Here is a 12,511-nt window from a genome sequence, read left to right as displayed (position 1 = left end):
CACAGAACGACATGGCTACGATCCGACTTCCGCTGCTGCTGGCCGCCGGACAGCCGCGTCACGGCGCGGCGCCCCTCTCCCGGCAAGCCGACCAGCTCGAGCAGTTCCTCGACGCGTGCGGCGGCCGCGGCCCGCGGCCAGCCCTGGCGGGCCAGTCCGTAGGCGATGTTCCCGGCCACGTCCCGATGCCCGAACAGCTGCCCATCCTGGAACACCACCCCGAACCGGCGTCGGTGGGTGGGCACCGAGCGCAGATCCGTGCCGTCGAACGTGACGCGGCCCGCGGCCAGCGGCTCCAGCCCGGCGATCGCCCGCAGCAGCGTCGACTTGCCACAACCCGACGGCCCCAGCAGCGCCGTCACCCGAGCGTCGTCGCCGCCCACGTCCAACGACACACCGTCCACGGCCACCCGCCGGCCGTAACGCACGCGCACCGATTCCACGCGCAGCATCTAGAACTCCACCTGCGCCGGGTCGTCGCGGCGGATCGATTCCATCGCCGCCACGACCACTACCGTCACCGCCACCAGCAGCACCGAGCACGCGGCGGCCGTCGCGGAGTTCGCCCACCCGGGCCGGCTCATCAGCTGGCCGATCAGCACCGGCAGCGTCATCGCGTCGGGCCGCACGAGGAAGCTCGCGGCGCCGAACTCGCCCAAGGTCACGGCGAACGCGAAGCACGCGGCCGCCGTGATCGGGCGCAACACGGTCGGGAGGTCGACGGTGACGAACACGCGGACCGGCGATGCGCCCAGCACCGCAGCCGCCTGCCGTAGCCGATCGTCCACCGCGCCGAGTGCCGGCGCGATCACCCGCACCACCAGCGGCAGCGCGACCAGGCCCTGCACGATCGGCAGCCACACCGTCGATGTCCGCGCCGCCACCGGCAGCACCTGCAGAGCCACGAGGTACCCGAAGCCCAACGTCACCGCGCTCACCCCGAGCGGGAGCATCACGACCGCGTCCGCGAACCGGCCCAGCGGCCCGCGCAGCCGCGTGACGGCGATCGCGGCGAGGAGCCCCAGCACCAGCGCTATCATGCTGGCCTGCAGGGCCGTGACCAGCGACATCGTGAGCGCCTTCAGGGGCACGACACCGACCACCGCCTGTCCTAGCGCGCGGTAGGCGTCCAGCCCCAGCCGCGCCGACGGGTCGGGGTGCAGCGAGCGCGACACCAGCGCGAGCAGGGGATAGACCAGCAGCACCGCGGTCACCGTCGCGGCGACGACGATGGCGACCCACGTCCGCAGGGTGCGGCGCACCCGGCGATCCGCCGACCACCGGGCGGGCTGCGCGGCGAGCCGCCGGCGCAGCACGGTGCCCAACGCCACCACCGCGACCACCACGACGATCTGCACGAGCGCCAATGCCGCCGCGGTGCGGAGGTCGAAAGCGCCCACGACCTGCTGGTAGATCTCGGTCTCGACGGTCCGGAAGCGGGTCCCGCCCACGATCAGGATGATGCCGAAGCTGGTGGCGCAGTACAGGAACACGACCGCCGCGGCGGACGCGATCGCGGGCAGCAGGACGGGCAGGCCAGCAGTGACGAACGCCCGCACCGGCCCGGCGCCCAGGGTGCGCGCAGCCTGCTCCGTGCGCGGGTCCATCCGTGCCCAGACCCCTCCCACGATGCGCGCCACCACCGACACGTTGAAGTAGGCGTGCGCCACCAGGATCGCCCACACGGTCTCCGACAAGTGCAGGAAACCCAACGGGCCGGTATCCGAGAACACCGTGCGGAACGCAACGCCCACCACCACCGTGGGCAGCACGAACGGCACCATCACCAGTACGCGCAGCACGATCTGCCCCCGGAAGTCCGCCCGCGCGGTCAGCCACGCCAACGGCAGGCCCAGCACCACGGTCAGCAGGGTCGATGCCGCGGCCTGCCACAGCGTGAACCACACCAGCCCGACGCCGCCGGCGGCGCGCAGCCCGGCGATCGGGTTCGGCCCCGCGGTCAGCAGCCCACGGCCGACGATCGCGGCCAGCGGCCACACGAAGAAGACGCCCAGTGCCACCAGCACCGGAGCCAGTAATCCATAGACGACGCGCGGGGCGCGGCTGCCGCCGTTCACCTGCCCATCAGCGTGCGCCACGTCCGCAGCCACCCGTCCCTGCCGGCGGCGATCGCCGACGCCGCCATGGTGGCCGGGTGTGGCGGAGCAGGCGCGAACCGCTCCCACGTCGCCGGGAGCGGGACACCGCGCGTCACGGGGTACACATACATCGACTCCGGCACCGCGACCTGCGCCTGCTGCGAGAGCAGGAAGTCGATGAACTCCCGAGCACCCTCGGGGTTCTTAGCGCCCCGCAACACCCCGGCGAACTCCACCTGCCGGAAGCACGTGTCGAGCAACGCCTTCGTCGGCGACGTGTCCGGCGCGCCGTTCGCACCCGGCACCACCTCGTCGGCGGGCGAGGACGCGTACGACACCACGATCGGCTTCGGGCCCTTGCCCGACGAGCCGGAGAAGTCGGTGCTGTAGGTGGTGTTCCAGTCGGAGGTGACGGTGACGTCGTTGCCCTTCAGCTTCGTCCAATAGGCCTGCCAGCCGCCGGGATAGCCGGGCGCTCCTGCGGCGCCGTCCCCCATCGTGGCGATGGTCCCCAGCAGGAACGCCAGGCCCGGCGAGGCGGTGTCCGGGTCCTCGAGTGAGGTGAGGCCGCGGTAGCGAGGGTCGGCGAGGTCGGAGTAGCCCGTCGGCTCCGGCAGATCGTGCGCGGCGAAGTACCGGGTGTCGATATTCACGCACACGTCGCCGTAGTCGACGGCGGTCAGCCGGTTCTCACCCGGGATCCCGTAGGCATCGGCGCCGTTCACCGCAGCCGGCGACGTGTACGGCACGAAGACTCCCCCCGTCAGCGTGCGCGACGCGAAGGTGTTGTCGACGCCGAAGGACACGTCACCGGGGGGTGACCCCGCGGTGAGCGTCAGCTTCGTGGCGAGGGTCCCCGCGTCGCCGAATTCCACGGTCTTGACCGTCAGTCCGGTCTTGCGGGTGAACGCCGCGAGTACCTGGTCGGGCAGATGGAACGAGTCATGCGTCACCAGGGTCACGGTGCCCGCCGCCGGCGCCGCCGACCCCGAGCCAGCCGCCAGGGACTGTGCCGACGGTGCCGTACCGGTCGCGCAGCCCGCCACGGTGACGACGGTCGCGGCGAGCGCCACCGCGGCGACGGCGCGCGAGGTCAGGCTGCTCGGGGAGAGGCTGCGCGAGGCAGGCAGGCGGCGCAGTTGCACCGCAACAGCCTACCCAGTGTCGTTCAGCCTGGTGACACGGCCGTACCACCGCGGCGGGCGTACGCCCCGGCCAGGATGAGGGCGACCAGCCCCACCGTGGCGACCACGTTCGGGCACAGCGCCAGCGCCCAGACCGGGCCCGAATCGATGTGCAGCCACCCCAGCACCGCGCACCAGCCGTGCACGCCCACGTAGCTGTACGCCGCGTACGCCACTGCCAGCGCTCGCGCCCACACCCCCGTCGCTCCGCTCGCCCCGTGCACACCCCCCGTCGCTCCGCTCGCCCCGTGTACACCCCCCGTCGCTCCGCTCGCCCCGTGCACCAGCCACACCAGCGTCGGCACGATCCACACCCAGTGGTGGATCCACGAGATCGGCGACGCGAACAGCCCGAACGACTGTGCCAACACCAGCGCGATCAGCGCATCACCCCGGCGGCACACCCACCACGCCGCCAGGAGCGCCACCGCCGCCACCCCGATCGCGATCAGCACCGCGGGGCCCGACCCCAGGTCGTGTCCAGCGAACCGAGACAGCGCTCCGCGCAGCGACTGGTTGTCCGGCTTCGCGGGATCGCCGATCGGGCCGGTATCACCGATCAGCACGGTGAAGTAGCGGCGCGACTCCGCCGGCAGCAGCACGTATCCGAACCCGACGGTGGCGGCGAACACCACGCCCGACGCCACCGCAGCCCACCACCGCTTGCGCGCCAGCAGGAACAACCCGCCCACCGCGGGCGTCAGCTTGATCCCCGCGGCGATGCCCACCAGGGCGCCCGCCGCACCGTCGGACCACGCCGGGCGCAGACCGCCCCACCGCCCCTCACCGCCGCCAGGTGCGTACCGCGCCCCGCCGCCAGGTGCGTACCGCGCCCCGCCGCCAGGTGCGTACCGCGCCCCGCCGCCAGGTGCGTACCGCGCCCCACCGCCAGGTGCGTACCGCGCCCCGCCGCCAGGTGCGTACCGCACGGTGATGAACGCGGCCCAGACGCCGAGCGCCATGAGCACAACGTTGATCTGCCCGTAGTCGAGGTTGGTCCGCACCGGGTCGAGCCACAGAACGCCCGCGGTCCACAGCATCGCCGTCGAACGCGGAACGTCGCGCAGCGCCGGCGACTCCCCCCGCGCAGCCCGCAGCATCGCCAAGCTCATGGCGATCACGAGATAGAGCAGCACCACCGTGAGTATCAGCCAGCCCAGCGCCACCACCGGGAACGGCACCGCGTGCAGCGGCGTGAACACGATGGCGGCGAACGGTGGGTAGGTGAACGGCAGCGGCTGCCGTGGGGTGTACTCGGTGAGGGCGAAGTCGTACAGGCCGCCCGCGACCACCCGGTGGGCGGCCTCGTAGTACACCCGCAGATCGACGAAGTTGAAGTTGTGCGGACCGGCGAACACCCAGATCAGACGGGATGCCACGGAGATCACGAGGGCCGCGGCCGCCACCCGTGTGCGGATCCGGTCCGACGGTGACGCCCCGCTCGCCGTAGGTCTGATCGCCGCGGTCACCCGCACCACGATAGGGCGCGGCGCACATCACACTCACACCGGCGACGTTTGCGTAACGGTCGCAGACTGCGGGACGATTGAGGGGCGAGTGCCCCGGGCTGTCCGCCGGGGGCCGACGGAACCCCGCCTCCGGGATCCGTTGACCAGCCCCTGGAGAGGACGACACGTACCCGATGATCCCCCGTACCCACCGCCGAGCAGCCCGTCTGATCACCGCAGGCACCGTCCTCGCGGCATCCGCCGTCCTGGCAACCGCCGGCACCGTCTCCGCGGCACCGCTGCCCCCAAGCCTCCCCACTCCTGCCACCACCGCCGACCCGTCGGTCGTCGCCGGCATGCAGCAGTACATCCCGGCGCTGATGAGCACGCTCACCCAGACCGGCCCCGACGGTAAGGGCGTCGACCCGCAGACCCTCGCGCAGGCCACGACGGCCCTCAAGTCGATGCCCAACCTGCCCCCGCAGGTGCGGTCGATGGGCGGCTCGGTGATCGGGTTCGTCAACGGCACCGGCAAGAACGCGGTCGACCCCAACGGCCCCACCGCGCCGGTGTCCATCAACAGCCCCCGTGTGCAGCAGTTCCTGTACCCGACCATCGCCCAGAAGTGCGTCGCACCGACCAAGAACAATTCGAGCGGCAACGCCATCGGCTCGGCTGTCGTGGTCGCCGGCCCGCAGAACGTTCCCGCCCCCGGCCCCGGCCAGGGCCAGTCGGGCTACGTCTTCACGGTCCCCGGGACGGGTGTGGCCGTCGACGGCGACTCGAACAAGCCCCTGACGGTGTCGTGGGTCAACCTCGACACCCACCAACAGGGTGTCGCACAGCTGAAGCCGAACGACAAGATCAACGCCGTGAGCGGCCCCGCCACCTACACCGCCATCGTCGACACGGGCGAGGGCCGCGTGTTGTCGTCGGTATACGGCACGATGGTGTGGAAGGACGCGACAGGCAAGGCCACCAGCTGCACCGTCGCACCCACGATGGGGATGGTGTACGTGTGACAGCAGCGGCTGGGGCGACCGGAGGGATACCTGCGCTCGGCGCTGGCGGAGCGACGGAGAGCGCGCCCAGCGCGACGGTGATCGGCGCGCACGCGTTCCGTGCCGTACGTAGCGCTCGCATGTACGTCGACGTCGCCGTCGTCGTGGCCCTGCTGCTGGCCACCAACCTGATCGCGCATTTCACGACGAGCCTCGCATCGCTCATCACCGTTCCGATAGCCGCCGTCGCGTTGGTGGTGATCGCCCGGCGTCGCGGCCTCGACTGGTATGAGCTGGGCCTGGGGCGCGAACAGTGGCGCTCGGGTGCGAAGTACGCGGCCGGTGCGATCGCGCTGGTGGTCGCCGTGATCACCATCGGCGCGCTGCTGCCGTTCACCCGCTCGCTGTTCCTCAACGACCGCTACGCCGCGTTCTCCACCGCCATCGTCTCGTCGATGGTGATCATCCCGCTGCAGACGGTGATCCCCGAAGAGCTGGCGTTCCGCGGTGCCCTGCACGGCACGCTGTCGCGCGCTCTTCGCTTCCGCTGGGTGGCGGTCACCGGGTCGCTGCTGTTCGGCCTCTGGCATGTAGCCTCGTCCCTGGGCCTGACCAGCGGCAACGCGGGTCTATCGAAGATCCTCGGCGCCGGCCCCGCCGCCCAGATCCTGGGTATCCTCGGCGCGGTGGTCGCTACCGGCGCGGCCGGCTTCGTGTTCACCTGGCTGCGCCGCCGCAGCGGCTCGCTCATCGCGCCCATCGCGCTGCACTGGTCGCTGAACGGCGTGGGAGCCCTGGCCGCGGCCATCGCCTGGCACATGCTCGTCGCCTGATGCGCTGAGTGCCGAGGGCACACCCGTGCCCGCGTTCCGCGGAACGCGGGCACGGCTCCGATCAGACCGGTTCCGCGGCGGCTGCGAGCACAGCCTCCTCGTCGATCTCCAGCGTCGCCGCAGCGTCCTCGAGGGGGATCGGTCTGCCGGCCATCATCGCGTCGCGGCGGGTCTTGTCCAGCTGTCCCTCCCAGCTCGCCACCACGAAGGTCGCCACGCAGTTCCCGAGCAGGTTCACCGTCACCCGCATGGAGTCCATCAGCCGGTCCACACCGAGCAGCAGCGCGACGGCCGCCACCGGGATCGCGCCGTGGTCGAGGGTGCCCACGGTGGCGGAGAGGGCGAGGAACGACGAGCCCGGCACACCTGCCATCCCCTTCGACGTCAACATCAGCACCAGCACCGCGGCCAACTGCTGCCCCAGCGACAGGTGGACGCCGAGCGCCTCCGACAGGAACAGTATGCAGATCGACAGGTACATCGTGGCGCCGTCGAGGTTGAACGAGTACCCCGTGGGCACCACGAGTCCCGTCGTCGCCTGCGAGCACCCGGACACCGTCAGCTTGGACATGATCCGCGGCAGCACCACCTCCGTGGACGCCGTGCCCAGCGCGAGGAACAGCTCGTCCTTGATGTACACGAGGAACTTCCACAGGTTGACCCCTGCGAAGACACGCGCGATCACCGCCAGGATCAACATGAACAGCACCGCGGCGAGGTAGCAACAGCCGATGAGCTTCGCGAAGCTGCCGAGCGATTTGACGCCGTACTGGCCGATGATGTACCCCATGGCCCCGAACGCACCGAGCGGCGCCACCCGCATGATCCAGCCGACGATCGTGAACATCACATGGCTGGTCTGGTCCACGATGGTGAGGATCACCGGCGGCGCCTTATGCCCGAACTGCGCCAGAGCCAGGCCGAACAGGACCGCGAAGAACAGCACCTGCAGCATCGAGTTCTTCGCGAACGCATCGAAGATCGACGTCGGAATGATGTCGAGGAAGAAGTCCGAGGTGTGCGGCAGACTACCGCCGCCCGTCGACTTCGCCACGGCGTCGGAACCGTGGGCCAGGGTCGCCGGATCGATGTGGAACCCGGCGCCCGGCCGAATGATGTTGCCCACCACGAGCCCGAAGAACAGGGCGAAGGTGGTCACGACCTCGAAGTAGATCAGGGCCTTGCCGCCGATCCGCCCCACCGCTCGCATGTCGCCGACGTGCGCGATCCCGAGCACCACGGTGCAGAAGATGATCGGTGCGATCACCATCCCGATCAGCTTGATGAATCCGTCGGCGAGGGGCTTCACATCGTTGCCGACCTTCGGCCACAACCAGCCGACGACGATGCCGAGCACGATAGCGGCGATCAACTGGGCGAACAGCGATCTCCACCAAGGGGGCTTGTTAGCCAACCGACGAAGCTCACTATCGGGTACTGCTATCTCATGACTCATCGGTCTAGTTGACTACCTTGACGTCTCAATCGTGTACCCGGCGTGTTTCCACCCTGATACCCGTTTGCGCCATTTTTCGTACTTGTTCTTTCATATCTTTTCAACCGACGACCGGCCCCGCCGCTCGCGGGCCGCGGGCGCCGCCACCGTCGCCGCCACGATCGCGACCAGCACCACCACCAGTCCACCGAGGATGCTGAAGTACTGCCCCAGCACGCCGATCACGGGCGGGCCGGCGAGGAATGCGACGTACCCGATCGTCGAGACCACGGACACCCGCGCGGCGGCCATCCGCGGGTCGTCGGCGGCGGCGGACATGCCGACGGGGAAGCCGAGCGACGAGCCCACGCCCCACGCGGCCACACCGACGTATGCGGCCCAGGCCGGGCCGAAGATCACCAGCGCCAGCCCCACGAACGCCAGCACCCCGCACGCGCGCAGCACCCGCACCCGTCCGAACCGGGCCAGCATCGACGTACCGAGCACCCGCCCCAGGGTCATCGCGGCCACGAACAGACCGAACGTGAACGTGCCCACCGGCTTCGACACGTGGTGGTCGTCCACCATCGCCAGCGCCAGCCAGTCGTTGGCGCTGCCCTCGGCGAGCCCCATCCCGAGCATGACGACGCCGATCGCGATGGTGCGGGGATCGCGCCACACAGACCACCGCTCGGCCGCGCTCACCGGGGCGTGATCGCCGGCGTCGTGCGCCGCGTACGGCAGCGGCCGCAGCGCGAACCAGCCCGCCACGAGCAGCACCGCGCTCACCGACACCATGTGCGTCAGCACGCCGATGTGCGCCGCCTGAGCCAGCGCCGCGACCACGGCGCCCACGACGGTGCCGAGCGAGTAGGACGCATGGAACAGCGGCATCACCGGCCGGCCGAGTGCCCGCTCGTTGTCGGCGCCCGAGAGGTTCATCGCCACGTCGGACATGCTCACGGCTGCACCCAGCAGCACCAGCGGCGCCAGCGTGAGCACGTAGACACCGGCCTGGGCGCCCGCGGCCGCGGCGATCGCGGTCACGCCCACGGCGGGCAGGCTCACCACCAGCGTCCGGCGCGACCCCACCCGCGAGACGACGGGGCCGGACGCCACGAGGCCGATCACCGAGCCGATCGCGATGCCGAACGTCAGCATACTGACCTGCAGCGTCGAGGCGTGCAGGTCGTCACGGATCTGCGGCAGCCGCCCCAGATAGCTGGCGAGCACCAGCCCGATCACGGCGAACACGACGAACACCCCGTTCCGCCAGCGCCGCGCCTCCCCGGGGTCGACCGACGTCGCTCCCGTCCTATTCGCCACGGACACCGTCACCCCTTCGTTCGAAACGTTTCGATGCGCTGTATTAGACTATGAATCCGTGCCTTCGGAGTCAACCCGAGTGACCCTCGTGCAGGTCGCGGCCGCAGCCGGCGTCTCGCTGTCGACGGCCTCGCTCGCGTTCGGCGAGGGCAAACCCATCTCGCCTGGGACACGCGCCAAGGTCCTCGCGGCCGCGGGGCGACTCGGTTACCAGGGCCCCGACCCCCGCGGTCGGTCGCTGCGCAGCGGCCGCACCGGCATCATCGGCGTCCAGGTGGACGCACATGTCGCGCGCGCGTTCCGGGACCCCGTCGTGATCGGCATCCTCGAGGGCATCACCGACGCCCTCGCCGACACGACGACCGCCGTGCTGCTGCTTCCCGACACTCTCGACGACGCCGGCCTGCACGCGGCACCCGTGGACGGCGTGGTGGCGGCGGGGTGCTCGCCGCACCTACAGCGCCTCCGTGACGTGATGGGGCGCCGGTCCGTCCCGGTGGTCACGGCCGGGAACCAGGTCGACGACCAGGGCTGCGTCGGCATCGAGAACGCCGCCGCCACCGTTCAGCTGGCCCGGCACCTGCACGGGCTCGGCCACCGTCGCATCGCGATCGTCGCGTTGCCACCGTCGCAGGTGGGCGATGCCCGGGTCGCCGGCGCCTGCGAGGTGTTCCCGGACGCCGAGATCGTCTGCGCCACCGACAGCACGATCGACGCGGGCTGGGCGGCCACTCGCGATCTCCTCGAGCGGGGCACCCTGCGCGCGGACGGCGGCGGGGCGACGGCGGTCATCGCCCAGTCCGATCTGCTGGCCGCCGGCGTGATCCGGGCGGCCGAGGCGGCGGGCCTGCACGTGCCACGGGATCTGTCGGTCACCGGCTTCGACGGCATCGCGATCGACGGCTTCGACAGCCACCGCCTCACGACGATCCGGCAGCACATCACCGAGCAGGGCCGCCGGGCGGCGGAGGCCGTACTCGCCACCCTCGACGAGGGCGCCCCGCTCCCCCGGATCACCGTTCCCGTCGAGCTGGTGCTGGGCGACACCACCGGCCCCGCGACGTGATCGCCTACGCCTCCCGCAGCTCGTCCACCGCCGCCGCGAGCAGCGCGGCGTAGCCGTCCGGATCCGGTAGCGCCTCGGGCGCGCTGGTCACCGTCAGCGTCACGACCTCACCGATGCCGTGGATCCCGTGCGTCACCCCCATGGCCGGCGACAGCGCGGGGAAGCCGGCGGTGAACGCCACCCGCCCGCCGCCCAGCACCAGATCGCTGTCGCCGCGCGCCACCGACGACACCACGGTGGCGCCCCCCACCACCGGTGGTGGGGTGTCGATATCGAAGCCGCGTATGCCGATCCGGGCCAGCACCGCGGGAACCGACGCATCGGCCGCCCGGATCCGCGCCCACGCCGGATCGGCGGCACGATCCCGCGCCGCACGTAGCGAGCGCCCGATCAGGCTGCGCCGCAAGGAGACCGGGGTCCCGGGATGCAGCGGCACCGAGACGTTGCCGAAGGCGTTGTGCTCGTCGCCGCGCCGTGGCCGGGCGACGGTGACCTCCGCGGTCAGCGCGCCGGGCACGTCCTCGCCGCGGACGGTCAGGAGTCGCTCCAGCGCAAGGGATATCGCAGTCAGGCCGCCGACGGTGACGGTGCTCCCGCCCGCCGCGAGGTCGGCGCGTCCGCGGACCAGCAGCCGGATGTCCCGCGCGGGTCCGGGCCGGGTGTTCAGCGAGGTCGGTGGGCACGGGTCGGCCGGTGGTGGGACGTCGCCGTCCTCGGTTCGCCGGTCCAGCTCGGACCGTGCGGGTACGGCGCCCGCGCCGCGGACGACGGTGCGCGCCAACGCCGTCGGGAATCCGACCCAGCCGAGCGCGGCGGCCGCTGCGGCGGGGACCGGGCCCCAGCGGCCGGGCAGTACGGTGTCGATGTCCGGAGGCTGGCGGGTCAGCAGCCGGCGAGCGATGTCGGACGCTCGGCGTCCGTCGGCCAGCGCATGCGAGATCTGCAGCACCACAACGATTCCCTCCGCCGTGCAGCGCGGCGCGCCCACGACGGGGCCGAACAGATGCAACCGCCAGGCGGCGACGCGCGGATCGAGCTGATCCGCGAACAGGGCGGCGACAGCCTCCCGGACTCCCCGCACACCACCGCCGGCGACCCAGTCGCCACCGTCGTGGGTACGCACGTCGACGGCGTCCCCGCGCACCCAGTACGGATAGTCCAGTCCCCCCGGCACCTCCGCGACGCGGGTACGCAGTTCGGGAAGGGTCGCGGCGCGGGCGGCGAGGTGGCGGGCCAGGCGGTCGACCGGCTGCCTGGTGCCGTCGAAGCAGTACAGCAGGAACTGGTCGTTGGGGATCAACGCCGACGACCACAGCGTCCTGGCGTCGCTCGCCGCGAGGCGGGAGCCCCGCGCCCCGAACACCACCGGTCCGAACCCGGGGGTCACGCGAGCAGCTCCGCCCGGTACACCAGCGCCGCGGCGCCCACCAGTGGGGCGTCACCGTCGAGACCCGCGTCGACGACGCGCGCGGCGGCGACGTAGCCCAGCGGGTGTGCGGCCACGACAGCGGCGATGCGGTCCACGAGATCCGGTGCGACCCGGGCGAATCCGCCGCCGATCGCCACGACATCGACGGGAACCAGCGCCAGCGCGCTCCCGATCGCCTGGCCCGTCGCGGCCGCGCATCGCGCTACCGCCGCAACGGCCACCGGGTCGCCCGCTGCGTATGCGGCGGCGAGGTCGGTTCCGGTGATACCGGCGAATCCCTGCTCGCGCGCCCACGACACGATGTTGGGGCCGGACGCCACCGATTCGAGCATGGTGTCGCTGCCCAGACAGTCGCCGCCGGACATCCCGGCCACCTGCATCTGGCCGATGTGCCCCGCGTTGCCGCCCAATGCCCGGCCACCGACGATCAGCCCGCCGCCGACGCCCGTCGACAGTACGATCCCCAGTGCACTCGACGCGCCCCGGGCCCCACCCAGCCACTGGGCGGCGAGCACCACGGCGACCCCGTCGCGGCGGAACCGAATCGGCAGCCCCGCCCCCGCCGCATCGGCGATCCGGTCCCGCAGCGGGAAGCCGTGCAGGGCGGGCAGGTTGATCGGCGCAGCGCGGCCGCCGAGCTCATCGACCGGCCCCGGCACGGCGGCGCCGACACCGGTCACCGTCACGCCG

10 protein-coding genes are annotated in these 12,511 nt (G+C 71.7%); 3 read left to right on the top strand and 7 right to left on the bottom strand.

Translation table 11 applies throughout. From position 1 onward, the window contains the following. Positions 1-452: 452 nt before the first annotated feature. Genes ABD908_RS24235 through ABD908_RS24225 form a run of 3 tightly spaced genes read right to left on the bottom strand, consistent with a single transcriptional unit; the run spans position 453 to position 4,752 of the window. Entirely contained in the window at positions 453-2,099 is a 1,647-nt protein-coding gene (locus ABD908_RS24235; RefSeq protein ID WP_345000884.1) for an ABC transporter permease, read from the bottom strand. Next, positions 2,075-3,244, bottom strand: a complete 1,170-nt coding sequence (locus ABD908_RS24230) for a thiamine ABC transporter substrate-binding protein (RefSeq protein ID WP_345000882.1) — start codon at positions 3,242-3,244, stop codon at positions 2,075-2,077. Before ABD908_RS24230 ends, ABD908_RS24235 begins: the two co-directional genes overlap by 25 nt. A 23-nt stretch (positions 3,245-3,267) precedes the next feature. After that, a complete protein-coding gene (locus ABD908_RS24225; protein WP_345000880.1) occupies positions 3,268-4,752 on the bottom strand; it encodes a glycosyltransferase 87 family protein in 1,485 nt (494 codons plus the stop codon). Positions 4,753-4,925: 173 nt separating this feature from the next. Here ABD908_RS24225 and ABD908_RS24220 point away from each other — a divergent pair, with 173 nt between their 5' ends. Together ABD908_RS24220 and ABD908_RS24215 are read left to right on the top strand one after the other, a co-directional pair. Next, positions 4,926-5,753, top strand: coding sequence for an Rv1157c family protein (locus tag ABD908_RS24220; protein WP_345000878.1), 828 nt, complete (start codon positions 4,926-4,928; stop codon positions 5,751-5,753). A 119-nt stretch (positions 5,754-5,872) separates the two neighbouring features. After that, the gene (locus ABD908_RS24215; RefSeq protein ID WP_345000888.1) at positions 5,873-6,565 is read left to right on the top strand and encodes a CPBP family intramembrane glutamic endopeptidase; all 693 of its coding nucleotides are present in this window, start codon (positions 5,873-5,875) and stop codon (positions 6,563-6,565) included. A 61-nt stretch (positions 6,566-6,626) separates the two neighbouring features. Here ABD908_RS24215 and dctA read toward each other — a convergent pair whose 3' ends face one another. Then, on the bottom strand, positions 6,627-8,021 hold the full coding sequence (gene dctA / locus ABD908_RS24210) for a C4-dicarboxylate transporter DctA (RefSeq protein WP_345000876.1): 1,395 nt from the start codon (positions 8,019-8,021) through the stop codon (positions 6,627-6,629). Between the two features lie 90 nt (positions 8,022-8,111). Then, complete coding sequence (locus ABD908_RS24205; protein ID WP_345000873.1) at positions 8,112-9,326, bottom strand: MFS transporter; 1,215 nt, start codon at positions 9,324-9,326, stop codon at positions 8,112-8,114. A 58-nt stretch (positions 9,327-9,384) separates the two neighbouring features. Here ABD908_RS24205 and ABD908_RS24200 point away from each other — a divergent pair, with 58 nt between their 5' ends. Continuing rightward, complete coding sequence (locus tag ABD908_RS24200; protein ID WP_345000871.1) at positions 9,385-10,392, top strand: LacI family DNA-binding transcriptional regulator; 1,008 nt, start codon at positions 9,385-9,387, stop codon at positions 10,390-10,392. Positions 10,393-10,396: 4 nt separating this feature from the next. Here the strand turns inward: ABD908_RS24200 and ABD908_RS24195 are convergent, their stop codons facing one another. Next, positions 10,397-11,779: a wax ester/triacylglycerol synthase domain-containing protein gene (locus ABD908_RS24195; RefSeq protein WP_345000869.1), complete on the bottom strand. Its 1,383-nt coding sequence runs from the start codon at positions 11,777-11,779 to the stop codon at positions 10,397-10,399. Then, positions 11,776-12,511, bottom strand: a 736-nt coding sequence (locus tag ABD908_RS24190) for an ROK family protein (RefSeq protein ID WP_345000867.1), incomplete at its 5' end; no start/stop codon positions are given. The genes ABD908_RS24190 and ABD908_RS24195, both read right to left, overlap by 4 nt.

It is taken from the genome of Tsukamurella soli, from assembly GCF_039541155.1.
Lineage (GTDB): Bacteria > Actinomycetota > Actinomycetes > Mycobacteriales > Mycobacteriaceae > Tsukamurella > Tsukamurella soli.
This window is presented reverse-complemented; position numbering and strand designations above follow the sequence as displayed.

Excerpts from the sequence above, each read along its gene's own strand:
- ABD908_RS24220 (WP_345000878.1), top strand. The coding sequence starts at position 4,926 with ATGATCCCCCGTACCCACCGCCGAGCAGCCCGTCTGATCACCGCAGGC.
- ABD908_RS24215 (WP_345000888.1), top strand. The coding sequence starts at position 5,873 with ATGTACGTCGACGTCGCCGTCGTCGTGGCCCTGCTGCTGGCCACCAAC.
- dctA (WP_345000876.1), bottom strand. The coding sequence starts at position 8,021 with ATGAGTCATGAGATAGCAGTACCCGATAGTGAGCTTCGTCGGTTGGCT.